Raw genomic sequence first — 25,863 nt, 5'->3', positions numbered from 1 at the left:
CCGCAATGCGTTCGGAGGCCCGCATGTCTTGTTTCAAGTGCTTCGCATTTTCCGCCTCGCTGTTTTGGGGGAGTTGAAATGCGTGAATTTTCTGGAAAGTCGCGTCGTGGTAGAGTTGCTTTAATCCTTCGTTAACCAATCGAAATGAGAGTTAACAATGCAACACGACTGGATACTCGACGTACTGGCCGACCTCAAAACCTTCGCCCTGTCCAACGGGCTGCCGGCCCTGGCCGAACAGCTCGACGATGCGCGCATCGTTGCGATGGCCGAGCAGGCGTCGTGCACGGAGGGGACGGGCATTGGGGTTCGAGGCGGCACAGCCGAAACTGGACATGGTGCTCAGGCGATTGGAGCAATCCGACGCGCTTGAGGCGTTACAGGATTTCATCACCGAGCTGCGCGACGCATTCGGCGTCAATCATCTGGTTTATCACTGGGTCAACGGCAACGGCGACCAATACGGCTGCGGCACCTATGATCCGGCCTGGGTCCAACGTTACCTCGATCAGGGCTATCTGCGGATCGATCCGGTGGTGCTGGGCTGTTTTCAGCGGTTCCACCCGGTAGACTGGAAACAGCTCGACTGGTCATCCAAGGCCGCGCGGGCCTTCCAGAAGGAAGCGATTGCTTACGGCGTCGGAAACCAAGGATATTCGATCCCGATCCGGGGGCCCAACGGGCAGTTCGCGCTGTTTACCGTAAGCCACAGCTGCGACGACGAGGCCTGGGCGGAATTCTGCGTCTCCTCGCGGCGCGATCTCATTCTGGTGGCACATTTCTTCAATCAGAAGGCGCTCGAGTTCGAACCCGGGCGCCTGCCGGAACAGGGACATGCGCTGAGCCCGCGAGAGGTGGATGCGATGACCCTGCTGGCGGTGGGCTACAGCCGGGCGCAGGCGGCCAAAGCGCTGGAGATTTCCGAACACACGCTGCGGGTCTATATCGAATCCGCGCGCTTCAAGCTCGGGGCGCTGAACACCACCCATGCGGTGGCCCGCGCGCTCAGTCGGGGGTTGATCGTTGTCTGAGGGTTAATCCGGGCAACGCTCTGGTCCGGCAGGTTTAACGGCGGAGATCGCAGCCTTCTCTCGAGACACGAGAGGAGAGGCGCGATGATCCGTTACCTTTATGCCGACCAGCTGGCCCGCGAGCCTGCCTTGCAGCACGAGATGTTCCGCGACCGGGCCGATCAATTCGGCCGGAGGCTGGGCTGGAATGTGACGGTGGATAGCCAGGGAGAGGAGCGCGATGCCTATGATGGCGAGCATCCGCTTTACGTGCTCTGGCAGTCGGCCGATGGTGGCCATGGCGGCTCAATGCGGTTTTTGCCAACCACCGGTCGAACCATGGTGAACGATCATTTTTCCCATCTGACCGGCGGCGGGCGGATCGAGAGTCCGCTGATCTGGGAATGCACCCGCTTCTGCCTGTCGCAAGGTGCGGGCGGGCAAGTGGCGGCCGCGCTGATGCTGGCAGGCGGCGAGATCATGCGTAACTTTGGCCTGCGCCATTTTGTCGGGGTGTTCGATGCGCGCATGGTGCGGATCTATCGCCGGATCGGCGCCTCGCCCGAGGTGCTGGGCAGCGCCGGCACCGGTCGGAAGCGGGTCAGCGTCGGGCTCTGGGAATTCTCGGAAGCCGCGCGGGCGCAGGTGGCGACGAGCGCGGGACTTTCGACGACGCAATCGGCGCATTGGTTCGACCGGGCCTTTGGCGGCCCACCACCTCTGGCGGTCAGCGCCTGAGGCGGGCAGCGTTTGGGGAACGCTGTTCCCCGACGCGCGGTTGCCCTTCACGGTAGCTGTGAGCGGAAGAAGCAGGGGAGCGGCGGCTCTATCGCTCTGGTGCTTGTTTGGCGGGGCTTGTAGGGTCCGCGCATGACCTTGCCCGCGCTGAGATTTTCCGAAGACCAGGCCGAAGCCTTTGACCGCGTCAGCGCCGCGCTGCGCGGGGTGGGTGTGGATCTGGACGCGGGCCATGTGGCGCCGCCGCGCGAGGGGCGATCCGGCGTGCTGGCGGTGATCGGCAAGGCCGGCTCGGGCAAGACCTTGCTGTTGGCCGAGCTTTACAAGGCGCTGAAAGAGGCCGGCGTCGATATCGTTTCGGGCGACTGGGAGGGCAAGCGCAAGAAAGACCGGCGCACGCTGGCGATTCTGGCGCCGACCAACAAGGCGGCCAGCGTGCTCAGGATGCGCGGCGTGCCGGCAACGACGATCCACCGCATCCTTTATACCCCGGTCTATGACCCCGAGTACGAGCGCATTGCCGAATGGCTGGCCGGGCAGGGCGAGCGGCCCGAGATCGAGGGGCTGACCGAGGCGGCACTGGACCGAGCCCACAGCTTCTATCAGTCGAACAATTCGATCCCCGGGGCGCTGGCGGCGGCCGGGCTGCGCGGCTCGGATTTCATCACCGGCTGGAAGCGGCGGGACGAGCCGCTCGACATCGGTTTCGTTGACGAGGCCTCGATGCTGGACGACCGGCAATACGAGGATCTGCGCGAGATTTTCCCCACGCTCTGCATGTTCGGCGATCCGGCGCAGCTGGCGCCGGTTAACCAGTCGGGCACGATGGTATTCGACAAGCTGGCCGAACCGGAAGTTCTGTCGCTGCGCCGCATTCACCGTCAGGAGGCGGACAATCCGATCCTCGATCTCGCGCATGCGCTGGCTGATCCGCAGCTCGAATTCCACGATTTTGAGCGGATGGTGGAGGATAAGGCGCGAGCCGACGAGCGGGTGGTCTGGGGCCAGCGGGTCGAGGTGGATCTGATGGCGCGCTCGCCGGTGCTGGTCTGGCGCAATGCCACGCGGATCCGACTGATCAACGCCTTTCGCAAAGTGCATGACGCGCCGGAGGACCGGCTGCTCGAGGGCGAGCCGTTGATCTGCGACGGTATCGAGCTGCCCTTGAAACACCGCAAGAAGCGGCTCGACCTCGAGGCGCGCGGGCTGATCAAGGGCGCACAGGTGATTTTTCTGGGCGAGGGCAAGCGGCCCGGATTTTCGCGCCTGCACGTAATGGGGGCCGAGGATCCGCGGGTCTCGGCCGCCTCGATCGTCAAGATCGAGATGCTCGACGAGGAAGAGCCCTTTATCCCCTTTGCCGCGCGGATGGGCGCCACCTTTCTGCACGGAGCAGCGGTGACGATCCACAAGGCGCAAGGCTCGCAATGGGATTCGGTGCAGGTCTTTGCCCCCGATCTTTTTGTCGCCGCGCGGATGGGCCGGGTCGAGGCCGGCCAGCCCCTGTGGAAACGTCTGGCCTATGTGGCGATCACCCGGGCGCAGGAGCGGCTGATCTGGGTGGTGCGCAACCGCTTGTCAAAGCCCACTTATCCGCTCAGGATCGATGATCTGCCGGTGCCGCAGCAGGCGCTGACCCTGGAGATGCAGGGCGAGTAGCGCCTCTTCCCACGGCCGCCGCGCTCGGCTATAGCGCGCGGATGACATCCAATCCGCCCAACCTCCGCCCCGATCTTGCCCATATGACCCTGCCGGAGGCGCAGGCCCGCCGGGGCGGGCCGACCATCGGCATGGTCTCGCTCGGCTGCCCCAAGGCGCTGGTTGACAGCGAGCGCATCCTGACGCGGCTGCGCGCCGAGGGGTATGGCATCTCGCCGGATTACGCCGGCGCCGATGCGGTGATCGTCAACACCTGCGGCTTTCTCGACAGCGCCAAGGCCGAGAGCCTAGAGGCGATCGGCGAGGCCTTGCAGGAGAACGGCAAGGTGATCGTCACCGGCTGTCTCGGGGCCGAGCCCGAGTATATCACCGGGGTACACCCCAAGGTTCTGGCCGTCACCGGACCGCATCAATACGAACAGGTGCTGGATGCGGTGCATGGGGCGGTGCCGCCCGATCCCGATCCGTTTGTCGATCTGCTGCCGGCCTCGGGGGTGACGCTGACGCCGCGACATTACAGCTATCTGAAGATTTCTGAGGGCTGCAATCACAAGTGCAAGTTCTGCATCATTCCCGACATGCGCGGGCGGTTGCAGTCGCGGCCGGCGCGCGCGGTGCTGCGCGAGGCCGAGAAGCTGGTCGAGAGCGGCGTCAAGGAGCTGCTGGTGATCTCTCAGGACACCTCGGCCTTTGGCACCGACTGGAAGGACCGCGAGGTCAAGGCGCCGATCCTGCCGTTGGCGCGGGATCTCGGCAGCCTGGGCGCCTGGGTGCGCCTGCATTACGTCTATCCTTACCCGCATGTGCGCGAGCTGATCCCGTTGATGGCCGATCCGGCCAACGGCGTGCTGCCGTATCTCGACATCCCGTTTCAGCATGGCCACCCGGAGGTGTTGAAGCGCATGGCGCGGCCCGCCGCCTCGGCCCGGACGCTGGACGAGATCGCCGCCTGGCGGGCCGATTGTCCCGAGATCACCCTGCGGTCGACCTTCATCGTGGGCTACCCCGGCGAGACCGAGGCCGAGTTCGACTATCTGCTCGACTGGCTAGACGAGGCGCAGCTCGACCGGGTCGGCTGTTTCCAATACGAGAATGTTGCCGGTGCGCGGTCGAACGATCTGCCAGATCATGTGGCGCCCGAGGTCAAGCAGGAACGTTGGGACCGGTTCATGGCGAAGGCGCAGGAAATCTCCGAGGCCCGGCTCGCCGCCAAGGTGGGCAAGACCCTGCCGGTGATCGTCGATGACCTCGACGAAGACGGCATTGCCACCTGCCGCACCATGGCGGACGCACCGGAAATCGACGGCAACCTGTTCATCGACGAAGGGGCCGAGGCGTTGAAGCCGGGCGATATCGTCACCGTCGAGGTCGACGAGGCCGGCGAATACGATCTCTGGGGGCGGCTGACCGCCTAGAGCGAGCCATCCTCGAGGTGCAGCTTCATGTCGATCAGCACCTGTTGCAGGGCGATGGTCTCCTTGAGCATGCGCTTGGCCTCGTTGACGGTGATGATGCCGTCTTCGATCGACTGGGAATATTCGGTCATCAGCATGGCAAAACGCTGGCTCAGCGCCACAACGTCGGCATTCACGCCACCGCTGCGTTCGGCGTTGTCGCGGCGGTTGTCAAACGACAGGGTGATGCCGCGCAGCTCTGACAAGGCGGCGGTGACATGCGGATAGGAGGCGGCCGCCTCGAGCGCGGCCACGGCGTCGACCGGCATGAAACGGTCGGAATGTTCCTCGTGCTCGGAATAATAACGGCCCAGCGTCGCCTTCGACTTGCCGGTCACCTCGCAGGCGGGTTCTATCCCCACGTCCTTTACAAGCGCTTCGGTGTGCTTCTTGAGATAACTTCCGACACTGTCCATGCCCACTCCTGGCTTTGCCGCCTTCGCCCCAGAAGTCGGGGAAATCCCCGACTTTTTTCCCATTACGAGGTTTAGCAGCTTTTGCCATCGATGAAACACCCCAATCGGCTTTCACGCATAACCGGAGGCGCAGCCCCGGCGATGTGAAAAGCGCAACAGCTCTGCCGGTTCGGGCGGCGAAACCGGCAGCCCGATGAGGTGGCGCCCGGCTTGTCTGCGCGGTGGCTTCTGCGGGGCCGGCACTTGCCTCCGTCCCCGCGGCGCGGCATAGCATCGCGCCATGGCCAAGCTCTATTTTCACTATTCCACGATGAACGCGGGGAAATCGACCCTGCTGCTTCAGGCGGCGCACAACTATCGCGAACGCGGCATGGAAGTCTATCTGATGACCGCGCAGCTTGACAGTCGCGCCGGCCCGGCGCGCATCGGCTCGCGCATCGGCATCGGCTGCGACGCGGTGACCTATGCGCCGGGCGAGGACCTGCTGGCGCATGTCGAGGCGCGTCTGGCCGAGGGGCCGCTGGCCTGTATCTTTCTCGACGAGGCACAGTTTCTCGAACCGGCACAGGTCTGGCAGCTGGCGCATGTGGTGGATGACCTCAAGGTGCCAGTGATGTGCTACGGCTTGCGGGTGGATTTCCAGGGCCAGCTTTTTCCCGGCTCGGCCACGCTTTTGGCGCTGGCCGACGAGATGCGCGAGGTGCGCACCATCTGCCATTGCGGCAAGAAGGCCACCATGGTGGTGCGGCAGAACGAACAGGGCAAGGTGCTGACCGAGGGGGCCCAGGTCCAGATCGGCGGCAACGAGACCTATGTGAGCCTCTGCCGCAAGCATTGGCGCGCCGCCACCGGCGCGGGGCAGGCGCGCGGCTAGCGGCTTCCGAGTTGATCCCGGATGTCGGCGGCGGCCTTGGCCATGGCGGAATTCGGATGCGCCGAGATCCGGCTGAGCAGCTCGTATATCCGCTGGGTGACGTCGGGGTTGTCGGCGCCATCGCGCGAGATCGGCAGAACGGCGCAATCGAGCAGGGTACGGGCCCGCACCACCGGCAGCGAGACCCGGGCAAAGGTCGGGGTGTAATCCGTTTCGGATTGCGGCTCGTTCGGGACTTCCTCCCAGAGCAGCCGCTCGATCCGGCCGAGCACCTCGATCGCGGTGCCGGGATCGTTGATCCCGGGCGAAAGCGCACGCTGCCCGGTTTCGGCGAGGATGGTGAGCCCCAGCGTCGGATCCTGCTCGAAGGTGCGCACGTCGCCGATGTCGAAGGCGCGGGCGGCACGTGAGCGCAGTTCCGCGTCGCTGCGCGACAGCGTGCCGATGACAGACCCGCGCAGTACGAATTCACCCGGCACGCTGGTGACAAAGACCTGGGAGTCGGTGTCCTCGGCCAGTTCGTTGAGCCGCGCGACATCGATAAAGCGGACATAGCCGCTCTTGCGCGAGCAGATGCTGCCGGCGGTGTCCGGCACGACGTCGTCGTCGAGCATGCGGCGCGCGCCGAGCGAGGGGCGGCGGGCGCGGGCATGCATCGACTCGCGGGCGCGTTTCTCGATGATTTGCAGCGTATGATCCATACTGCCGAGATGTGACAGGTGGTCGATCCAGCGCAGGATCGCCAGCACGATCAGCGTGACGACCACCATGGTGAAGGCAAAGACCACCACGGCGGCATCTTCGGAATAGACCTTGGCGTGAAACAGGATCACCGCGCTCAGGCTGTAGACGAAGCCGCCGACAAAAGTGGCCAGCACCGATTGGGTGATGGTGTCGTCGAGCAGCAGGCGATAGGCGCGCGGCGTCGCCATCGACGAGGCGGCGCGATAGGCCGAGACCATGACGTTGAGCGAAAAGGTCGTCACCGCCAGCATGCCGCTGGCCAGGATCGTCAGCACCGGCAGCACCGCCTCGCGGCCAAGCTGGAGCCGGATGTTTTCCGGGATGAAGGGCGTCAACAGCGGCGCGATTGCCAGCGCCAGAAGCGAGAAGACCGAGATCAGCACCACCCGAACCCAGAGCGTTCGCCAGATGTGCTGGGCCAGGTACAGCAGTTTCGAGATCATGCGAGGCTCATCAGGATACGGGCCCCGGCATCGGTGAGCACATCGCGGACCATCGTGCGCTCTTCGGCGGCCAATACCTGATGGCGCGGATAGCGCGGCATGGCGCGGTCATCGAGGATCGGCGCCTCCCAGCCGTCGGTGGTGGCGACAAAGCCGGTGACACCCTCAACTCCGAAGCGATGCAGATAGCCTTGCAGCACACATTCCAGATAGGACATCAGAATCGGGCTGGCGTCGCTTGGCGGGCGATGACGGTCGGACGGTATGGCATAGATCGCGATATCGAGCGGATGCGGCGCGTCATGGTCGATCTGCGCGCTGGCCGCGATCCGGTCATAGGCGTGTTCGCGTTCGTCGAGCGCGAGCCAGTCGGCGCCCGGCACGGCGGCGATCACCCCGTCGATGGTGCAATCGTTATCCGGCACGGCGGTGAGAAACGACACCGGTCTGAGATCGGTGTGCCGCCACGCGCGGCGCCATCCGCGGGCCCGGGCGAGGCGGATCTGTCGAAAGTCGTGAGTCGCGGTATTGACCAGCGACCCGTATCCGAAAAAAAATGGATCGTTCATGCCATAAAGGTGCCCGCGCAGTGACGGATGTCAAATTCTCCTTTCGAGTTTTGTGGCAGGGTCGCGCCATATTGTTATCGGGGATTAAATCTATGCGTGTTACGAAGCGTACTTATATCGCTATACGTGTATTGATGTATTGCGCCTCCAATTCCGACCGATTGGTGACAAAATCCGAAATAGCAAAGCAGTGCAATTCCTCTGAAAACCATGTGGCCCAAGTGGTCAATCAATTGGGACAGCTCGGTTTTATTGAAACGCACCGTGGCCGGAATGGCGGGCTGGAACTGGCGCGCGCGCCCGCCGACATCCGTATTGGCGAAGTGTTTCGCGCGGTCGAGGCACCGGTGCCGATGTCCGACAGTTTTTCCGCGGCCGACACCAGTTTCCCTTTGGTTGCCGCCCGTCAATTGCGAATTGCGCTGGACGATGCCTATACCGCGTTTTTCGAACAGCTTGACGGGGTCATGCTGGACATGCTGGTCGGCGACAGCAGGCCATTGATGGACATGATTGCGCCGACATCGCCATCGCGCGCTTGAAATTTTTACCATTGTCAATTGCTTGGCCCTTCGCATAAAGTCCCCGCGACTCGACGGGAGAACCGGCCATGCCGGTGCCGAAGGAGCAACCGCCCCGGAAACTCTCAGGCCCCGAGGACCGTCGATGTCGCAAAAATCTGGAGAGATCCCGGCCATGTCCGGGGCGCCGAAGGGATAACGATCTCAGGCAGAAGGACAGATGGGGCATCGCCGGGCTGACCTGTTGGGTCGGTTCATGGGGATGCCGGGATGTATCCGAGCAAGGACACTCCGGCCCGCAACGGGAGATGGATGAGTGTCTGACGAGGATGGGGCGCTGAAGCGCACGCCGCTATATGATCTGCATGTGAGCCTCGGCGCCAAGATGGTGCCGTTTGCCGGCTATGAGATGCCGGTGCAATATCCGCTGGGCGTGCTTAAAGAGCATCAGCACACCCGCGCCCGCGCCGGGCTGTTCGACGTGAGCCACATGGGGCAGGTGGTGCTGCGCTCCAAGACGCCCGAGATGGCCCGCGCCGCGCTGGAACGGCTGGTGCCGGTGGATGTGCTGGGGCTGGCCGAGGGCCGGCAGCGCTATGGGTTTTTCACCAATGATTACGGCGGGATCGAAGACGACCTGATGATCGCCAACCGTGGCGACCACCTGTTTGTCGTGGTGAATGCCGCCTGCAAGGCAGCCGATATCGCGCGGATGCGCGCGGCGCTCGAGCCCGAGGTGACGGTCAAGGAGATCACCAGCCGCGCGCTGCTGGCCTTGCAGGGGCCGGCGGCCGAGGCGGTGCTGGCCGAACATCATCCGGGCGTGCGCGAGATGAAGTTCATGGATGTCGAAACGCTGCCGATCGCCGGCGCGGAATGCTGGATCTCGCGGTCGGGCTATACCGGCGAGGACGGCTTCGAGATCTCGGTGCCCGAGGCGGCGGCGGTCGATCTGGCCCGCGCCCTGCTGGCGCATGACGAGGTGGAGGCGATCGGGCTTGGCGCCCGCGACAGCCTGCGGCTCGAGGCCGGGCTGTGCCTCTATGGCCATGACATCGACGCCGACACCACGCCGGTCTCGGCCGGGCTGGTCTGGGCGATGCAGAAGGTGCGCCGCCCCGGTGGCGACCGCGAAGGCGGCTTTCCCGGTGCCGCCGAGATATTCGGCGATCTGGCCGAAAGCACCGCGCAGCGCCGGGTCGGTCTGCGGCCCGAGGGCCGCGCGCCGATGCGCGAGGGTGTGGAGATATTTGCCGCGGAAAGCGGTGGCGAGGCGGTCGGTCGGGTGACATCGGGCGGCTTTGGCCCGACGGTGGGCGGGCCGGTGGCGATGGGCTATGTCTCGACAGCGCTCGCCGCCGAGGGCACGCTGCTTTATGGCGAGGTGCGCGGCAAGCGGCTGCCGGTCAAGGTGGCGAAGCTGCCCTTCGTGGCGCAAGGTTTCAAGAGATAGGTCCAACAGGAGACGACCATGAAATACACCGAAGAACATGAATGGCTCGAGGCCGATGACGAAGGCGTGGTAACCGTGGGCATCACCGCCCATGCCGCCGAACAGCTGGGCGACGTGGTCTTTGTCGAACTGCCCGAGGTCGGCACATCGGTCAACAAGGACGACGAGATCGTGGTGATCGAGAGCGTCAAGGCGGCCAGCGACATCCTCGCCCCGATCGACGGCGAGATCGTCGAGGTCAACGAGGCCATCGTCAGCGAGCCGGGCAAGGTGAACGACGATCCCGAGGGCGACGCCTGGTTCTTCAAGATCAAGGCCGAAGAGCTTGGCCAGATGGACGATTACATGGATGAAGCGGCCTACAAGTCCTTTATCGGATAGGCTTTTCCGCCCGAGTGGCTGCGGTTGTTGCGGGCAAGGGCCGCAGCCCTCGGCGGGCAATTTCTTGGCAAGATGAAGCAGGGGGCTTCGCATGACTTTCACACCGACCGATTATCTGCCTTATGATTTCGCCAACCGGCGGCATATCGGGCCTTCGCCGTCCGAAATGGCCGATATGTGCGAGGTGCTGGGGGTGGCGGACCTGGACGCGCTGATCGACGAGACGGTGCCGAAGGCGATCCGTCAGGAAACGCCGCTGAATTTCGGCAAGCCCAAGTCGGAACGCGAGCTGCTGCGCTACATGCGCGAGGTTGCGGCCAAGAACCGGGTGCTGACCTCGATGATCGGCCAAGGCTACCACGGCACGGTGACGCCGCCGGCGATCCAGCGCAACATCCTGGAAAACCCGGCCTGGTACACCGCCTATACGCCCTACCAGCCGGAAATCAGCCAGGGTCGGCTCGAAGCGCTGCTGAATTTCCAGACCATGGTGAGCGATCTCACCGGGCTGGAGGTGGCCAATGCCTCGCTGCTCGATGAATCCACCGCCTGCGCCGAGGCGATGACCATGGCGCAGCGGGTGGCGAAATCCAAGGCCAAGGGGTTCTTTGTCGACCGCGACTGCCATCCGCAGAACATCGCCGTGATGAAGACCCGTGCCGAGCCGCTGGGCATCGAGGTGATTGTCGGCAACCCCGAGAAGCTCGACCCCGAGGCGGTCTTCGGCGCGATCTTCCAATATCCGGGCACCTATGGCCATGTGCGCGATTTCACGGAACAGTTGGAGGCGCTGCACGCCGCCAATGCGGTGGGTATCGTCGCCGCCGATCCGCTGGCGCTGACGGTCCTGAAAGAGCCGGGCGCGATGGGCGCCGATATCGCCGTCGGCTCGACCCAGCGCTTTGGCGTGCCGATGGGCTATGGCGGGCCGCATGCCGCCTATATGGCCTGTCGCGACGCCTATAAACGCGCCATGCCGGGGCGGATTGTCGGCGTCTCGGTGGACAGCCATGGCAACCGCGCCTATCGGCTCTCGCTGCAAACCCGCGAGCAGCATATCCGCCGCGAGAAGGCCACCTCGAATGTCTGTACCGCGCAGGCGCTGCTGGCGGTCATGGCCGGCATGTATGCGGTGTTTCACGGGCCCGAGGGGCTCAAGGCGATTGCCCAGCGCATTCACCGCAAGACCGTTCGGCTGGCGCGCGGGCTCGAGGAGGCCGGCTTCAAGGTGGATCCGCAGGCCTATTTCGACACCATCACCGTCGATGTGCGCACGCTGCAATCGGCGGTGCTGAAATCGGCCCGCGACGAGGGCGTGAACCTGCGCCGCGTCGGCGAATACCGGGTCGGCATCACGCTCGACGAATGCACCCGGCCGTCGAACATCGAAGCGGTCTGGCGCGCCTTCGGCATTACCCGCAAGGACGACGACTACACCCCGGTCTACAAGATGCCCGAGGACATGCTTCGGAGTTCGGATTATCTCACCCACCCGATCTTTCACATGAACCGGGCCGAGACCGAGATGATGCGCTACATGCGGCGGCTGGCCGACCGTGACCTGGCGCTGGACCGGGCAATGATCCCGCTGGGGTCCTGCACGATGAAGCTCAATTCGGCGGCCGAGATGATGCCGGTGAGCTGGCGCGAGTTTTCCTCGCTGCATCCCTTTGCGCCGGCCAATCAGGCGCTGGGCTATACGCATCTGGTGAGTGACCTGAGCCAAAAGCTCTGTGCCATTACCGGTTACGACGATTTCTCGATGCAGCCCAATTCCGGCGCGCAGGGCGAATATGCCGGGCTGTTGACGATTGCGGCCTTCCACCGCGCCAATGGCGAGGGGCACCGCAATGTCTGCCTGATCCCGATGTCGGCGCATGGCACCAACCCGGCCAGCGCGCAGATGGTCGGCTGGAAGGTGGTGCCGGTGAAATCGGCCAGGAACGGCGATATCGATCTCGAGGATTTCCGCGCCAAGGCAGAGAAACATGCCGAAGCGCTGGCCGGTTGCATGATCACCTATCCCTCGACCCACGGGGTATTCGAGGAAACCGTGCAGGACGTCTGCAAGATCACCCATGAGCACGGCGGTCAGGTCTATATCGATGGCGCCAACCTCAACGCCATGGTGGGGCTGTCACGGCCCGGCGATCTGGGCGGCGATGTCAGCCACCTGAACCTGCACAAGACCTTCTGCATCCCGCATGGCGGCGGCGGCCCCGGCATGGGGCCGATCGGCGTCAAGGCGCATCTGGTGCCGCATCTGCCGGGACACCCTGAGGTGGGCGGCGAAGAGGGGCCGGTGAGCGCCGCGCCTTATGGCTCGCCCTCGATCCTGCCGATCTCCTGGGCGTACATCCTGATGATGGGCGGCGAGGGGCTGACCCAGGCGACGCGGGTGGCGATCCTGAACGCCAATTATATCTCCAAGCGGCTGGAAGGGGCCTATGACATCCTCTATCGCGGGCGCGGCGACCGGGTGGCGCATGAATGCATCATCGACACCCGGCCCTTTGCCGAGAGCGCGGATGTCACGGTCGACGACATCGCCAAGCGGCTGGCAGATTGCGGTTTTCACGCGCCGACCATGTCCTGGCCGGTGGCCGGGACATTGATGGTGGAGCCAACCGAGAGCGAGACCAAGGCCGAGCTGGACCGGTTCTGCGATGCGATGCTGGCGATCCGCGAAGAGATCCGCGAGATTGAGGAGGGCCGGATGGACCGCGCCAACAATCCGCTGAAGAACGCGCCGCATACGATGGAAGACCTGGTGCGCGAGTGGGACCGCCCCTACAGCCGCGAGCAAGGGTGTTTTCCGCCCGGCGCCTTCCGGGTGGACAAGTACTGGCCGCCGGTGAACCGCGTCGACAACGTCTTTGGCGACCGCAACCTGGTGTGTACCTGCCCGCCGATGGAGGAATATGCCGAAGCGGCGGAGTAGCGGCCGGCTCGGCCACGGCCCGGAACAAGGCCGCAGGCCGCCGTCGGCCCGGCTTGTCTGAGGGCGCGGTGGGGGGAAACCCCACCGCGTCTGATCCTATCCCTCGTCGGAAAGTGTTTCGCTCTCGGGCTTCGGCCCGAGCAGGAAACCAAGCTCGTCGGCCACGGTTTTCCAGGTGGCCTCGGAGCCGGCGCAGAGCAAATAACCCTCTTTCTCGGCGGCGGAATACTCTCGGCCGTCAAGGAAACCGATATGCCCGCCGGCCTTCTGGCAGAGCAGCACGCCGGCGGCATGGTCCCAGGGCGTCATCTTGCACGACAGCACGAAATCGCAATGGCCCTCGGCCAGCAGTCGGTATTCATGCGCCGAACAGCGCAGCGCGTCGGGCCGTCCGATCTTGGGATAAAGCGCCGCGACCAGCGGCTGGACCTCGGCCGGCATCAGCTTCATGTGGATGTAGCCGACCATCTCCGACAGCGGCTTTGCGTCGGCGGTGGAGAGCGTGCGGCGGCGGCCGCGCGGGCCGGTCCAGGTGGTGAGGCTGTCCTCGTCGGCCACCACCACGTCATCGTTGAGCGGGTCGTAGATCATGCCATAGACCGGTTTGCCAAACCGTGTCGCCGCCACCATCGTGCCGAAGAGCGACAGCCCATGGGCGAAATTCCAGGTGCCATCGACCGGGTCGATCAGGAAGCCCAGTTCGGCATCGCCCAAGGCGTCGAGGATCCTGGGATCGCGCGACGCCGCCTCTTCCCCGACGATCACCGCCGAGGGAAAGGCCATTTGCAGCCCGCGGGTGATCATCGCCTCGGCCGCTTCGTCGGCGGCGGTGACGAGATCGAGCTTGGATGTCTTTTCGGTCACCTCCGACGGATCGAGCGCCCGAAACCGCGGCAGGATCTCGGCCTTGGCGGCGCGGCGGACGAGGTTCAGAAGCGAGGTTTTCTGCGCGCGCGTCAGCGGCGCGTGCACGGCCATGGGCAGGTTGTCCGACATGGGAACTCCGAGTCATTGGGGTTGCGCAGGGTGTGCCAGCCCACGGGAGGGGGATCAAGTGCAGGATTGGCGCAGCTCGGCCTGTACGGGCGCGGGCCAGGGGCGGTGGAGCGGCGGCTGAAGGGGTTCTGGGCGCGCCTCACTCGCGCGCCCGCAGCACCCGCGCCGGACGGGCCGCCAGCGGCCGCCAGGCAAAGCCGAGGCTGGCCAGCAGCGTGGCCAGCACCCCGCCCAGCACGATCAGCAGCGCCGAGGACCATTGCACCGCGAAATCCACCTCCATCAGATAGGTCATCACCGCCCAGCCCCCGGCCACCCCGGCCCCCAGTGCCACCAGCCCTGCCGCCGCGCCGAGCAGCGCGGCGCGCAGGGCGAAGCTTTGCAGGATGCGGGCGCGGGCCGCCCCCAGGGTCTTGAGCACTGCCGCCTCGTAGGTGCGGGCCTGTTCGCCCGCCGCCGCCGCGCCGATCAGCACCAGGAAGCCGGTCAGCAGCGTTGCCGCCGCGCCCCAGGCGGTGGCCTGGGCAATGCCGCCCATGATCTCGGCCACCCGGTCGACGGCGTCGCGCACGCGGATCGCGGTGATATTTGGGTAGGTTGAGGTGAGATCGCGCAGGATCGTCGCTTCGGCCGCTTCTTCGGCATAGACCGTCGAGATGAAGCTGTGCGGCGCGGCCTCGAGCGCGGCCGGGTTCATCGACATCACAAAGCCGATCCCGGCGGTCGAGAAATCCACCTCGCGAAACGAGGCGATGGTTGCGGTGATGTCGCGGCCCAGGATGTTGACGGTGATATCGTCGCCAAGATGCAGGCCGATCTCGGCCGCTTCCTCGGCGGCAAAGCTGACCAGCGGCGGGCCGGCGTAGTCGGGTTCCCACCAGGTGCCGGCGGTGAGCGTCGTGTCCTCGGGCAGGGCGGCGGAATAGGTCACCCCCCGGTCGCCCCGGATCACCCAATGATCGCCGGCCACCTCGCGCGCGGGTTGGCCATTGATCCGGGTGATGATGCCGCGCAGCATCGGCGCGCTCTGCACCTTGCTCACCGCGGGGTCGTCGCCGAGCCGGGCGCGGAAGCCCGGCATCTGGTCTTTCTGGATGTCGACGAAAAAGAACGAGGGCGCCACGTCGGGCAGGTCTGTCTGGATCGCGGCGCGCATGTTGCCTTCGATCTGGCCGACCGCGGCCAGCACCGACAGCCCGAGCCCCAGCGAGAGCACGGTCGAGGCGGCACCTTCCTGAGCGCCGGAGATCGCCGAAAGGGCCCAGCGCAGCGCCGGCCGGTGGCGCGCAGCGCGGCCCGACCGGCGGGCGGCCCAGCGGATCAGCGCGGCGGCCAGCGCCAGCACGGTGAGCGCCACGAGGATGCCGCCGGCGGTCCAGAGTGTCAGCATCGACGAGCCGGAAAACAGCGCCGCCGCGCCCAGCAGAGTGGCGATCAGCGCGAGGATCACCAGCACATGCGGCCAGCGCGGCAGCAGGCCGGCACTGCCCAGGGCATCGCGGAACAGCGCGGCCGGGCGGATCTCTTCGGTGCGGGCCAGCGGCCAGAGGGTAAAGATCAAGGCGGTGAGGCCGCCGTAAAGCGCCGCCTCCAGCAACGGGCCGGGGTGGATGGCAAAGACCGCCGGCACCGGCAGCAGCGCTTGCAGCAGCGGTCCCAGGGCCAGCGGCACCAGCGCGCCGAGGGTGAGCCCCAGCGCAATGCCCAGCAGGCTCAGCGCGCCGATCTGAAGGAAGTAGGTGAGAAAGATCACCTGTCGCGTGGCGCCCAGCGTGCGCAGCGTGGCGATGACCGAGGTCTTGGAGGCCAGATAGGCGCGCACCGCCGCCGAGACGCCGACGCCGCCCACCGCCAGCCCCGACAGGCCGACGAGGATCAGGAAACTGCTCAACCGGTCGACAAAGCGTGCGATCCCCGGCGCGCCGTTGCGGGCGTCGCGATAGCGCCCGCCGACTTCGGTGAAGCGGTCTCTGGCCTCGGATTGGAAACTGTCGAGATCTGTGCCGGCGGGCAGGGTCAGACGGTAATGGGTTTCGAAGAGCGTGCCGGGCTGAAGCAGGCCGGAGTTTGCCAGCGCCTCGGTGCGCACCAGGGTGCGGGGTCCGAGCGCAAAGCCGCCGCCGGCATCATCCGGCTCGAGCGCGATCAAGGCAGAAAGCGTGAAGGTCTCGGTGCCGAGCTGGAAATCGTCGCCAGGCGAGAGGGCCAGCCGTTCGGCCAGAACCGGGGCCATGACGGCACCGGTGCCTGCCAGCGCCGCATCCAGCGGCATCGGCGGCTCGAGCGTGACCGCGCCGATCAGCGGATAGGCGCTGTCGACGGATTTCACCTGGGTCAGGGCGCGTTCGGTGCTGTCGTTACGGTCGACCACCACCATCGAGCGGAAATCGGTGATCTCGGATACCTTCGTGGCGCGATCCTGCATCCAGGCGCGTTCCTCGGGCGTGGCAAAGCGGTAGGTGAAGCGCAGCTCGGCGTCACCGCCGAGAAGCTCGGCGCCTTTCTCCTCCAGCCCCAGCGCGATCGAGGTGCGCACCATGCCGATGCCGGCAATCGCGGCGACACCCAGCGCCAGGCAGGCGAGGAAGATGCGGAAGCCGCGCAGGCCTCCGCGCAGTTCGCGCCGGGCAAAGCGGGCGGCCGTGGTGAGGCTCATTCCGCCGCCTCGCGGGCCTGTGCGTCGATCCGTCCGTCGCGCAGCCGCACCACGCGGTCACAGCGCGCGGCCAGCGAAGGGGCATGAGTGACCAGCACAAGTGTCGCGCCATGGCGGTCGCGGAGATGGAACAGCAGATCCATGATCGCGCCGCCATTGGCCTCGTCGAGGTTGCCGGTGGGCTCATCCGCCAGCAGGATGTGCGGCCGTGGCGCCGAGGCCCGGGCCAGCGCCACCCGCTGCTGTTCGCCGCCCGACATCTGTGCGGGATAATGGCCGGCGCGATGGCCGAGGCCCACGGTCTCGAGCTCGGCCTCGGCGCGCTCAAAGGCGTCGCGGTGGCCGGCCAACTCCAGCGGCGTGGCGACGTTTTCCAGCGCCGTCATTGTCGGGATCAGATGAAAGCTCTGAAACACCACGCCCATGTGATCGCGCCGGAAACGCGCCAGCGCATCCTCGTTCATCGCGCCGAAATCTTCGCCCAGGGCCGTGACGCTGCCGCCGGTGGCGCGCTCCAGCCCGCCCATCAGCATCAGCAGCGAGGATTTGCCCGAGCCCGAAGGGCCGATGAGGCCGATCGAGGCGCCTTTGGCGACATCAAGCGAAATACCATGCAGGATCTCGACCCTGCCGGCATTGCCATCGAGCGCCAGATGCACATCTTTAAGCGACAGGACGGGATCAATCATGCAAAGGGCCTTTCGGGCAATGTATCAGCTTTTCACATATGGGGTATGCGCGCGGTTGAGCAAGGCGTGCGCAATTGTTTTGACGCTGGCGGCGCCGGCGGCGGCGGAAGAACTCGAGATCCTGGCGCTGGGCGACAGTCTGATCCAGGGCTACGGGCTGATGGCCGATGAGGGGTTTGTGCCGCAGATGCAGGATTGGCTGGAGGCGCAAGGCCATGATGTGACGCTGATAAACGGCGGCGTGTCGGGCGACACAACCGCCGGCGGCCTGGCGCGGGTTGAATGGAGCCTGAGCCCCGGGGTGGACGCGATGATCGTGGCGCTGGGGGGCAACGACGTGCTTCGCGGGCTCGATCCGGCGGTGTCGCGGGACAACCTCGACGGGATTCTCAGGGTGGCGGCGGCGCGCGAGATGCCGGTGCTGCTTGTGCCGATGCGGGCGCCCGGCAATTACGGGCCCGACTACAAGGCGGCGTTCGACGGCATGTATGCCGATCTGGCGGCCGAGCATGGCGCGCTGGAGGCGCCGGCGTTCTTTGACATCCTGCTGCCGGACGGGGGCGATCCTTCCGGCGCCGCGGATCTGATGCAGGGCGACGGCATCCATCCCAATGCGGAGGGTGTGGCGCGGATTGTCGAGGGGATCGGCCCGCATGTGGAACGGCTGATCGCGGAGGTTCCGGGCGCGTCCTGAGCCCGGAAAGCAAAAAGCCCCACCGGATGGCGGGGCCTTTCCATTTCTTCGAGGCAGAAGCCTTAGGCCAGCGCGATGTTCTCGGCGGCTTCGCGGCCGTCACGGCCCGGCTTGATGTCGAAGGTGACTTTCTGGTTGTCGGCGAGGCCGGTCAGGCCCGAGCGCTCAACGGCCGAGATGTGCACGAACACGTCTTTGCTGCCGCCGTCGGGTGCGATGAAACCAAAGCCTTTGGTGGTGTTGAACCATTTCACAGTGCCAGTGGCCATGTGTCTACTCCTAGTGTTACTGCCCGCGGAATTGCGGCAGGTCGGCTTAGTCAGTGCAGATCGAAGGACTGAGCCGTAGAGGAGCAGCGGTCGATAGATAACTTCGCAAGAAAGATATGCGGGGAAGCGGGCGCCATTTCAAGGGGAATTCTTCGCAATCTGCCGGGGCGTCGGCAAGGTCACGCCGGGGCAGGCGGGCCGGCCGATGGCGCGATGAAACCCCGGCGCGACCCCCGGTGTGCTGCGCCCGAGGCGGACCGCCTGAGGCCGAGCAGACGATGACGGAGGCGGCTCAGTTCCGGAGCGATCGCAAGGGTTTCAAGGGGAATCGCCTTGAACTTTCGCGCTGCCGAGTGCGCGCATCAGATAGTTGGGCAATCGCCGCACCAGCGCGCGCATCAGATCGGGATATTCGATCTCGCCGCCCAGAAGCCGCATGTAATCGTGGCGCAGATGACCGGACTTGCGCACCGCCCGGACGAATCCGGTCTTGAACGGCCCCCAGTAGAGCAGCAGGCGCACCATGTTGGCGTGGCGCATGGCGGTGAGAATCGGCCGCAGCCGCTGGCGGTAGAGCCGCAGCGCCGCATCCGGCTCGTGACGGGCCAGCGCGTCGCGCGCCGCGAGGGCGGCAAGCTGGCCGGATTTCATCGCATAGGCGATGCCTTCGCCGGTGACCGGATCGACCAGCCAGGCGGCATCGCCGGCCAGCAGCACGTTGTCGCGCCCGGGTGCGCGGCGGGCCTTGCCGAAGGGCAGGTACTGGCCCTTGACGCGGGTTTCGGCCGGCACGTCCAGATCGGCCATATAGGCGCGCATGATCGTCTTGAGATCGGGATTGCGGCTGTGCACGCCGCCCACGCCCACCGTGTGGCTGCCACTTTTCGGGAACGACCAGCCGTAACCCCAGTTCGCCGCCCCCATGTCGATGCGCAGCGGGGCGTCGGCGGGCAGGGCGGGGCCCTCGGCCTCGAGCGCAAAGCCGATGCGGGCCGGGTCGAACGGCCGGCCAAAAAGCGCGCGGGCGGTGGCGCTGGTGACACCATCGGCGCCGATCACCACCGGCGCCTCGAGCCGGGTGCCATCGGCCAGCGTCACGCGGCCGGCCTCGGGCGCCAGTTCGGCAATCCGCGTGCCGGTGAAATCCTCCGCGCCGGCGGCCAGGGCAAGCGCCACCAGATGGGCGTCGAGCGACAGGCGCATGGTCAGGTAGACCGGCGGGATATTTTCGATCACGCCAAGCTTTTCGCCGAAACCATAAAGGGTTACCGCAGATTTGCTGTCAAAGGTCTCGGGCAGATCGGTCTCGAAAATTTCGCGATAGTACCGCGCCGCGCGGCCGGTGAAACCGCCGCCGCAGAGCTTGTCACGCGGAAAGCGCGCCTTGTCGACCAAGGCGGTGCGCAGCCCGGCGCTGGCAGCGGTGCGGGCGGCGGCGGCGCCGGCAGGGCCCGCGCCGATGACGATAACATCGAACAACATGCGCGCTCTTTCCCCGCTGGCCTGCCCATGGTCAAGGGGCAAAACGAAACCACGCGGCGCCCCGGATCAGAGCACGGTGACCGTGGTGCCGAGGGGGATGCGCGGATAGAGATCCATCACGTGGTCATTGGCCATGCGGAAACAGCCGTTCGAGGCCGCCTTGCCGATCGAGGCGAGATTGTCGGTGCCGTGGATGGCGGCAAAGGTGTTCACGCCGTTCTGGAACAGGTACATCGCCCGCGCGCCCAGCGGATTGCCCGGCCCGCCGGGCTGGACGTAATCGTTGCCCTTGAAGCGGCCATAGGTCTGCGGCTCGCGTTCGATCATCGCGTCGGTGGGGCGCCACGTCGGCCATTCCTTCTTGGCCTGGATCACGCCGGTGCCCGAAAATTCCAGCCCGGTGCGCCCAACGCTGATGCCGTAGCGCAGCGCTCGGCCGGGGTCTTCGATGAAGTAGAGAAAGCGCGATTTCTGCAACACCACGATCTGGCCCGGCGCCATGTCGGCCCGGACGCGCACATATTGCGGTGCGAATTTCGGATCGAGTCGGACCTGGGCCCGGGCAAGCGACGGCAGGGCCAGGGCAGCGGCGGCAGTGCCGAAAAAGGCGCGGCGTGAAATCCTCATATGTCCCTCCAGCGATGAGCAAAAGAATCATATGGCAGGCCCCCGGCAAGCGGGAGTCAGGAATCCGTTACTCCGGGCAGGCGTCGGGCAGGCGTGGGCCGGGGGCAACGTTTGGCTCTCAGGCGGTGACGGGGTCGGTGCCGGCAGCGTCCTCGCTCTGCCGGCGAGGCCGGGCCGCGAGGGTTGCGACGGCGGGAACGATCAGGCCGAGCGCGAGGTAAAGCTCGAGCGCCATGGTGGCGCTCATTCCGAAGACCAGCCAGCCGAGCAGACCGGTCAACGCCCCGAGCGTACTGCCGCAGATGAGTGCGATACTGGCCATAACGGTCTCCTGTCCCTCTGGATCGGACCAAGTAGGCGCGGAAATTGGGGCGGCAATGCGGCACCTTCTGTGCAATTTCGGGCACGGGCCGGCCGGGGCTTGCCGCCAGCGCGCGCCGCCCCCAGATAGGCGCAAGCACGAAATCAAGGACAGGTTGGTGATATGACGGCACGGAAACTGACATGCCTCGACTGCGGACAGGTGAACAAGGTGCCCGAGGCGCGGCTTGACGCCGGGCCGAAATGCGGCACCTGCGGTGCCCGGCTGATGCCGGGCAAGGCGGTGGCGATCGACCCGGCCACCCTGCGAAAGGCGGCGCGCCATGACGAGGTGCCGCTGGTCGTGGATTTCTGGGCGCCCTGGTGCGGGCCCTGCAAGATGATGGCCCCCGAGTTCGACCGTGCGGCCGGCCAGGCCGGCACCCGGGCGCGGCTGGTCAAGCTGAACACCCAGGACGAGGCGCAGGCGGCCGGGGCCTACAACATTCGTGGCATTCCGACGATGATCCGGTTTCATCGGGGCCGCGAGGCGGCGCGCCAGTCGGGCATGATGAAGTCCGAGCAGATCCTGCGCTGGATCGGCTGACCCGCCGGTCGCTTTTTCTTGCAGGTCGCGGCGGCTTCTGCGAGCGTCGCGGCGCGCAAGGCAGGAGTGACAGTGATGAGTGAATTGATCTGGGCCGGTATCGTCATGGGGCTGGGCGGCACGTTGGCGATGGACATCTGGTCCGAGGTTCTGGCCCGCGGCTTTGGACAGCCGCGCCCGGCCTGGGGGCGGATCGGCCGCTGGGCGGCACAGCTTCCGGCCGGGCAGGTCTTTCACGACGATATCGGCGCGGTTGCTCCGGTGCGCCGCGAAGAGGCGCTGGGCTGGGGTGTGCATTATTTCGTGGGGATCGCTTATGGCGTGATCTTCGCGCTGCTCGCCGGCGCGGCCTGGCTGGATGCGCCGAGCTTCCTGCCGCTGTGGATTTTCGCGATTGTCACCGTCGGAGCCGGCTGGTTCCTGTTGCAGCCCGGCATGGGGCTTGGGTGGGCCGCCGCCCGCACGCCGAACCCCTGGAAGGTGCGGCTGATGGGCCTCATCGGCCATACGGTCTTTGGCCTCGGCATGTATGCGGTGGCGCTTCTGGCGGCGCCCTGAGGCTCAGCGCTCCGAGGCCGGCCGCAGCGGCGCGGCGCGGGTGTCCTGTTCCTGCGCCTGCATCCAGCCGTTTTCCCAGGATTGATGGTCGACGGTGTTCTCGGAATAGGGGTTGGCCTGGAACGAGATGCCCTCCTGCCGGGCAATGTAGCCTTCGTCATAAGAGCCCATCCGCGGGTCCATGCCGGCGGAATGATGCGCCGTCTTTTGCAGGTGCTCGGCGAACTCGCGGTATTTCACCAGCACGGTCTGGTCGAGCCCGTCGGGGTAATCCTCGAACGCCTGCCGGCCGCGATCCGTCAGGTGCAGGGCGCCGTCTTCTCCGGCCTCGAGAATGCGCGCGATGCGCAGGTGGTCGAGCTGGCGGGCGAGTTTGACCCTTCGTTCGTCCTCGGGCAGGCCGGGCGGTTTGCCGGCCTGGCGAAACAGCGCGTCGAGCCGGTCGGAACAGCTGTCGAGGGTCACCGGGCCCTTGGCGGCGGCGTGCAGGATGAGCGCTGTCAGACTGGCGGTGCTGAGCAGGGGGTAATCATTGTCGAACATGCGATATGGTGTCCTCATGGTCGGGCTCCCTGTGGGTCAGCCTAGGCGCAGAGGGCTTCGGGGTAAAGGGGCGGGAGAGGCCGCCCGGGGCGGCCTCGGCCTTTCGGAAGGATGACAGGCCTCAGACCTGGCCCATCAAGAGCAGCACGATCAGCACCACCAGCACGACGCCGAGGATGCCCGAGGGGCCGTAGCCCCAGCTGCGGGAATGGCCCCAGCGCGGCAGCGCGCCGATCAGGGCAAGGATCAGGAGGATGACGAGAATGGTATAGAGCATGGCGCGGGTCTCCGGGGTGGCGGGTCAAGGGGGCGGGGGCTTTGCGTCCCGTCCCGGTCTGAGGCGAACGCGCGGTTCCGGCCTTTGGTTCCGCCGGCAGACCGGGGGCCGGCGCGCCGGTGCTGGGCAGGGGCGGCGGCGTGGTGTAGCCTTGGCCGACAAAGCAGCCAGCAGGGGCAGGACGACATGACAGAGACGACAGAGGGGCCGGACGGCGAGCTGACCCTGCGAACGCTGGCGATGCCGGCGGATACCAATGTGTCGGGCGACATCTTCGGTGGCTGGGTGTTGAGCCAGATGGACATCGCGGCGGGCATCGTCGCCGGCGAAAAGGCCCAGGGTAGGGTGGCGACCATTGCGGTGGACGCGATGAAATTCATCCGGCCGGTCAAGGTGGGCGACGTGCTCTGCGTCTATTGCCAGATCACCCGGGTCGGTCGGAGCTCGATGGCGATCGACGTCGAGGCCTGGGTCCGCCGCGAACGCATCGGCGGGCGCGAGAAGGTGACGGAGGCGATCTTTACCTTCGTGGCGATCGATGGCGAGGGACGGCCGCGTGAAGTACCGTAGGGTGTTCACCCTCCATTAACCCGGTCGGGGCCAGGCTTGGCGGATGCCGAATTACATCCGACCGAAGATTTCCGGCGCGACCGTATTCTTTACCGTGGCGGTGGCAGAGCGGAGGGGGACGATCCTGACCGACCACATCACGGTGCTGCGCGAGGCTGTGCGCAGGACGCGGGAAGACCGCCCATTCCGGATCGACGCGTGGGTGGTGTTGCCGGATCACCTGCATGCGGTCTGGACATTGCCAGCAGGGGATTGCGATTTCTCAACCCGGTGGAGCCTGATCAAGGCGCGGTTTTCACGAGCGGTGCCGCTCGGGTCTCGTCGGAGCAGCCACAGGGCCCGGCGGGAACGGGGCATCTGGCCGGCGGTTCTGGGAGCATCACCTTCGCGGGCCACGGGATTGCGCGGCGGCGGTCGGTTATTGTCATATGAACCCGGTCAAGCACGGGTGGGTGACCGATCCGCTGGATTGGCCGTTTTCGTCGGTGCATCGCGCGCGCCGGATGGGTCACGACGTCACGTAGGGTGCGCATTCACTGCGCACCGGTGTTTGGTTGGCCGAAGCGGTGCGCAATAAATGCGCACCCTACGCGGTTCCGACACGCGCCCGTCAAGGAAAAGTGGTCGCAACAGAAACGGGGGCGCCCTGCGTTTCCACAAAGACGTTTCTATTTTTACCGCGAAAACTTCTTGTGTTTCAGACGTTTCGGTTCCAGCGCATCGGCGCCCAGCCGGCGTTTCTTGTCTTCTTCGTAGTCCTCGAAGTTGCCCTGGAACCATTCCACATGCGCCTCGCCCTCGAAGGCCAGGATATGGGTGCAGATCCGGTCGAGGAAGAAACGGTCGTGCGAAATCACCACCGCGCAGCCGGCGAAATCCACCAGCGCGTCTTCCAGCGCCCGCAGCGTCTCGACGTCGAGATCGTTGGTCGGTTCGTCGAGCAGCAGCACGTTGCCGCCTTCTTTCAGAAGCCGCGCCATGTGCACGCGGTTGCGTTCCCCGCCCGAGAGCAGGCCCACCTTCTTCTGCTGGTCGCCGCCCTTGAAGTTGAACGAGGAGCAATAAGCGCGGGAGTTCACCTGGGCATCGCCCAGCTGAATGATCTCGGCGCCGCCGGTGATCGCCTCCCAGACGGTGTCGTCCGCCTTCAGATCGTCGCGTGACTGATCGACGTAAGACAGATCGACGGTGTCGCCATAGGTGATTTCCCCCACGTCGGGCGTTTCCGCGCCGGTCAGCATCTTGAACAGCGTCGATTTGCCGGCGCCGTTGGGGCCGATCACCCCGACGATGCCGCCGGGCGGCAGCGAAAAGGTGAGGTCTTCGATCAGGAGCTTGTCGCCCATGGCTTTTTTCAGCCCCTCGACCTCGATCACCTTGCCGCCGAGGCGCGGGCCGTTGGGGATGACGATCTGGGCGCGGGTGATCTTTTCGCGCTCGGACTGGCCCGCCATCTCTTCATACGCCTGAATCCGCGCCTTGGACTTGGCCTGCCGCGCCTTGGCGCCCTGACGCATCCATTCCAGCTCGCGCTCGAGCGTTTTCTGCTTGGCCTTGTCCTCGCGGGCCTCCTGGGCCAGGCGCTTGGCCTTCTGCTCCAGCCAGGCCGAGTAATTGCCCTCGTAGGGGATGCCGCGGCCACGGTCGAGCTCGAGGATCCAGCCGGTGATGTCGTCAAGGAAATAACGGTCGTGGGTGACGATCAGGATCGTGCCCTTGTAGTCGATCAGGTGCTGTTGCAGCCAGGCGATGGTTTCCGCGTCCAGGTGGTTGGTCGGTTCGTCGAGCAGCAGCATCTCGGGCGCTTCCAGCAGCAGCTTGCAGAGCGCGACGCGGCGTTTCTCACCACCCGACAGCGTGGTCACGTCGGCATCGTCCGGCGGGCAGCGCAGCGCCTCCATGGCGACGTCGATCTGGCTGTCGAGATCCCAGAGGTTCTCGCTGTCGATCTGGTCTTGCAGCGCGGCCATCTCGTCGGCGGTCTCGTCCGAGTAGTTCATCGCCAGCTCGTTGTACTTGTCGAGGATGGCCTTTTTCCCCGCCACGCCCAGCATCACGTTGCCGCGCACGTCGAGCGACGGGTCGAGCTCGGGCTCCTGCGGCAGATATCCCACCTTGGCGCCCTCGGCGGCCCAGGCCTCGCCGGTGAAATCCTTGTCGAGCCCGGCCATGATCTTGAGCAGGGTGGATTTACCGGCGCCGTTGACGCCGACCACACCGATCTTGACCCCGGGAAGAAAGCTGAGACGGATGTTCTCGAAGCATTTCTTGCCGCCCGGATAGGTCTTGGACACGCCGTCCATGTGGTACACGTACTGATAAGCCGCCATTGCTCGCCCCTTGGTTTGCTTGCAGGGCTAGATAACGGGGCACGGGGCGAGGTGCAATTGGC

Annotated in this window: 27 protein-coding genes, 1 pseudogene and 1 riboswitch; of the genes and pseudogenes, 15 read left to right on the top strand and 13 right to left on the bottom strand. The window is 65.8% G+C overall.

Annotated features, from left to right (window positions below):
* Positions 1 to 157: 157 nt before the first annotated feature.
* The 5 genes from AC0J5K_RS12920 (at position 158) to rimO (ending at position 4,822) form a co-directional block, all read left to right on the top strand.
* Positions 158 to 373 carry a hypothetical protein gene (locus AC0J5K_RS12920; RefSeq protein WP_048532656.1) on the top strand — a complete coding sequence of 72 codons (216 nt, stop codon included), beginning with the start codon at positions 158 to 160 and terminating at the stop codon, positions 371 to 373.
* Positions 336 to 1,031: a helix-turn-helix transcriptional regulator gene (locus AC0J5K_RS12915; RefSeq protein WP_048532655.1), complete on the top strand. Its 696-nt coding sequence runs from the start codon at positions 336 to 338 to the stop codon at positions 1,029 to 1,031. Before AC0J5K_RS12920 ends, AC0J5K_RS12915 begins: the two co-directional genes overlap by 38 nt.
* 84 nt (positions 1,032 to 1,115) lie before the next feature.
* Positions 1,116 to 1,748, top strand: coding sequence for an acyl-homoserine-lactone synthase (locus tag AC0J5K_RS12910; protein ID WP_274565966.1), 633 nt, complete (start codon positions 1,116 to 1,118; stop codon positions 1,746 to 1,748).
* A gap of 132 nt (positions 1,749 to 1,880) precedes the next feature.
* Positions 1,881 to 3,407, top strand: coding sequence for an ATP-dependent DNA helicase (locus AC0J5K_RS12905; RefSeq protein WP_048532653.1), 1,527 nt, complete (start codon positions 1,881 to 1,883; stop codon positions 3,405 to 3,407).
* A gap of 41 nt (positions 3,408 to 3,448) precedes the next feature.
* On the top strand, positions 3,449 to 4,822 hold the full coding sequence (rimO, locus tag AC0J5K_RS12900) for a 30S ribosomal protein S12 methylthiotransferase RimO (protein WP_048532652.1): 1,374 nt from the start codon (positions 3,449 to 3,451) through the stop codon (positions 4,820 to 4,822).
* Here the strand turns inward: rimO and AC0J5K_RS12895 are convergent.
* A complete protein-coding gene (locus AC0J5K_RS12895; RefSeq protein ID WP_048532651.1) occupies positions 4,819 to 5,277 on the bottom strand; it encodes a hypothetical protein in 459 nt (152 codons plus the stop codon). The two genes, rimO and AC0J5K_RS12895, sit on opposite strands and share 4 nt — an antisense overlap.
* Before the next feature lie 280 nt (positions 5,278 to 5,557).
* Between AC0J5K_RS12895 and AC0J5K_RS12890 the strand changes: the two genes are divergently transcribed.
* Positions 5,558 to 6,151, top strand: coding sequence for a thymidine kinase (locus AC0J5K_RS12890; protein ID WP_274565965.1), 594 nt, complete (start codon positions 5,558 to 5,560; stop codon positions 6,149 to 6,151).
* On the opposite strand, the gene AC0J5K_RS12885 is transcribed toward AC0J5K_RS12890, so the two are convergent.
* Positions 6,148 to 7,338, bottom strand: a complete 1,191-nt coding sequence (locus AC0J5K_RS12885) for a DUF2254 domain-containing protein (RefSeq protein WP_074836372.1) — start codon at positions 7,336 to 7,338, stop codon at positions 6,148 to 6,150. The two genes, AC0J5K_RS12890 and AC0J5K_RS12885, sit on opposite strands and share 4 nt — an antisense overlap.
* On the bottom strand, positions 7,335 to 7,907 hold the full coding sequence (locus AC0J5K_RS12880; RefSeq protein ID WP_074836374.1) for a gamma-glutamylcyclotransferase: 573 nt from the start codon (positions 7,905 to 7,907) through the stop codon (positions 7,335 to 7,337). The genes AC0J5K_RS12885 and AC0J5K_RS12880 overlap by 4 nt, the downstream gene beginning before the upstream one ends.
* Positions 7,908 to 7,999: 92 nt before the next feature.
* Between AC0J5K_RS12880 and AC0J5K_RS12875 the strand changes: the two genes are divergently transcribed.
* The 4 genes from AC0J5K_RS12875 (at position 8,000) to gcvP (ending at position 13,203) form a co-directional block, all read left to right on the top strand.
* Positions 8,000 to 8,449 carry an RrF2 family transcriptional regulator gene (locus AC0J5K_RS12875; protein WP_074836376.1) on the top strand — a complete coding sequence of 150 codons (450 nt, stop codon included), beginning with the start codon at positions 8,000 to 8,002 and terminating at the stop codon, positions 8,447 to 8,449.
* 44 nt (positions 8,450 to 8,493) lie between these two features.
* A riboswitch (glycine riboswitch) is annotated at positions 8,494 to 8,580 on the top strand.
* 164 nt (positions 8,581 to 8,744) lie between these two features.
* Positions 8,745 to 9,881 (top strand): glycine cleavage system aminomethyltransferase GcvT, encoded by a 1,137-nt coding sequence (gcvT, locus tag AC0J5K_RS12870; protein ID WP_274565964.1) that lies wholly within the window; start codon positions 8,745 to 8,747, stop codon positions 9,879 to 9,881.
* An 18-nt stretch (positions 9,882 to 9,899) separates the two neighbouring features.
* Positions 9,900 to 10,262, top strand: a complete 363-nt coding sequence (gene gcvH / locus AC0J5K_RS12865; RefSeq protein ID WP_048532646.1) for a glycine cleavage system protein GcvH — start codon at positions 9,900 to 9,902, stop codon at positions 10,260 to 10,262.
* Positions 10,263 to 10,353: 91 nt separating this feature from the next.
* A complete protein-coding gene (gene gcvP / locus AC0J5K_RS12860; RefSeq protein WP_274565963.1) occupies positions 10,354 to 13,203 on the top strand; it encodes an aminomethyl-transferring glycine dehydrogenase in 2,850 nt (949 codons plus the stop codon).
* Positions 13,204 to 13,299: 96 nt separating this feature from the next.
* Here gcvP and AC0J5K_RS12855 read toward each other — a convergent pair whose 3' ends face one another.
* The 3 genes from AC0J5K_RS12855 to AC0J5K_RS12845 all read right to left on the bottom strand — a co-directional run bounded on the left by AC0J5K_RS12855 (position 13,300) and on the right by AC0J5K_RS12845 (position 17,544).
* On the bottom strand, positions 13,300 to 14,199 hold the full coding sequence (locus AC0J5K_RS12855) for an inositol monophosphatase family protein (RefSeq protein ID WP_274565962.1): 900 nt from the start codon (positions 14,197 to 14,199) through the stop codon (positions 13,300 to 13,302).
* Between the two features lie 139 nt (positions 14,200 to 14,338).
* Positions 14,339 to 16,855: an ABC transporter permease gene (locus AC0J5K_RS12850; RefSeq protein ID WP_074836383.1), complete on the bottom strand. Its 2,517-nt coding sequence runs from the start codon at positions 16,853 to 16,855 to the stop codon at positions 14,339 to 14,341.
* On the bottom strand, positions 16,852 to 17,544 hold the full coding sequence (locus AC0J5K_RS12845; protein WP_048532641.1) for an ABC transporter ATP-binding protein: 693 nt from the start codon (positions 17,542 to 17,544) through the stop codon (positions 16,852 to 16,854). The genes AC0J5K_RS12850 and AC0J5K_RS12845 overlap by 4 nt, the downstream gene beginning before the upstream one ends.
* 19 nt (positions 17,545 to 17,563) lie before the next feature.
* Here AC0J5K_RS12845 and AC0J5K_RS12840 point away from each other — a divergent pair, with 19 nt between their 5' ends.
* Positions 17,564 to 18,238 (top strand): arylesterase, encoded by a 675-nt coding sequence (locus tag AC0J5K_RS12840; protein WP_274565961.1) that lies wholly within the window; start codon positions 17,564 to 17,566, stop codon positions 18,236 to 18,238.
* Between the two features lie 62 nt (positions 18,239 to 18,300).
* On the opposite strand, the gene AC0J5K_RS12835 is transcribed toward AC0J5K_RS12840, so the two are convergent.
* The 4 genes from AC0J5K_RS12835 to AC0J5K_RS12820 form a co-directional block, all read right to left on the bottom strand.
* Entirely contained in the window at positions 18,301 to 18,507 is a 207-nt protein-coding gene (locus AC0J5K_RS12835) for a cold-shock protein (protein WP_048532637.1), read from the bottom strand.
* A 318-nt stretch (positions 18,508 to 18,825) separates the two neighbouring features.
* The gene (locus AC0J5K_RS12830; protein WP_274565960.1) at positions 18,826 to 19,989 is read right to left on the bottom strand and encodes a geranylgeranyl reductase family protein; all 1,164 of its coding nucleotides are present in this window, start codon (positions 19,987 to 19,989) and stop codon (positions 18,826 to 18,828) included.
* Positions 19,990 to 20,055: 66 nt separating this feature from the next.
* Positions 20,056 to 20,616, bottom strand: coding sequence for a L,D-transpeptidase (locus AC0J5K_RS12825; RefSeq protein ID WP_074836392.1), 561 nt, complete (start codon positions 20,614 to 20,616; stop codon positions 20,056 to 20,058).
* Between the two features lie 118 nt (positions 20,617 to 20,734).
* Positions 20,735 to 20,938: a hypothetical protein gene (locus AC0J5K_RS12820; protein ID WP_074836394.1), complete on the bottom strand. Its 204-nt coding sequence runs from the start codon at positions 20,936 to 20,938 to the stop codon at positions 20,735 to 20,737.
* A 162-nt stretch (positions 20,939 to 21,100) separates the two neighbouring features.
* Here AC0J5K_RS12820 and AC0J5K_RS12815 point away from each other — a divergent pair, with 162 nt between their 5' ends.
* Positions 21,101 to 21,523 (top strand): thioredoxin family protein, encoded by a 423-nt coding sequence (locus tag AC0J5K_RS12815; RefSeq protein ID WP_274565959.1) that lies wholly within the window; start codon positions 21,101 to 21,103, stop codon positions 21,521 to 21,523.
* A 75-nt stretch (positions 21,524 to 21,598) separates the two neighbouring features.
* A complete protein-coding gene (locus AC0J5K_RS12810) occupies positions 21,599 to 22,081 on the top strand; it encodes a DUF2938 domain-containing protein (RefSeq protein ID WP_274565958.1) in 483 nt (160 codons plus the stop codon).
* A gap of 3 nt (positions 22,082 to 22,084) precedes the next feature.
* Here the strand turns inward: AC0J5K_RS12810 and AC0J5K_RS12805 are convergent, their stop codons facing one another.
* The gene (locus tag AC0J5K_RS12805; RefSeq protein ID WP_244526474.1) at positions 22,085 to 22,642 is read right to left on the bottom strand and encodes a ribosome modulation factor; all 558 of its coding nucleotides are present in this window, start codon (positions 22,640 to 22,642) and stop codon (positions 22,085 to 22,087) included.
* A gap of 103 nt (positions 22,643 to 22,745) precedes the next feature.
* Positions 22,746 to 22,901, bottom strand: a complete 156-nt coding sequence (locus AC0J5K_RS12800) for a DUF3309 family protein (RefSeq protein WP_048532625.1) — start codon at positions 22,899 to 22,901, stop codon at positions 22,746 to 22,748.
* Between the two features lie 186 nt (positions 22,902 to 23,087).
* Here AC0J5K_RS12800 and yciA point away from each other — a divergent pair, with 186 nt between their 5' ends.
* Positions 23,088 to 23,471, top strand: a complete 384-nt coding sequence (gene yciA / locus AC0J5K_RS12795) for an acyl-CoA thioester hydrolase YciA (RefSeq protein ID WP_048532624.1) — start codon at positions 23,088 to 23,090, stop codon at positions 23,469 to 23,471.
* Positions 23,472 to 23,514: 43 nt separating this feature from the next.
* Positions 23,515 to 23,995, top strand: a pseudogene (locus AC0J5K_RS12790) (REP-associated tyrosine transposase).
* 150 nt (positions 23,996 to 24,145) lie between these two features.
* On the opposite strand, the gene ettA reads toward AC0J5K_RS12790, so the two are convergent.
* A complete protein-coding gene (gene ettA / locus AC0J5K_RS12785; RefSeq protein WP_048532622.1) occupies positions 24,146 to 25,801 on the bottom strand; it encodes an energy-dependent translational throttle protein EttA in 1,656 nt (551 codons plus the stop codon).
* Between the last annotated feature and the right edge of the window lie 62 nt (positions 25,802 to 25,863).

The organism is Marinovum sp. E3, assembly GCF_055755275.1.
Note: the sequence above shows the minus strand (reverse complement) of the source record. Positions and strands in the feature narration are given on the sequence as shown.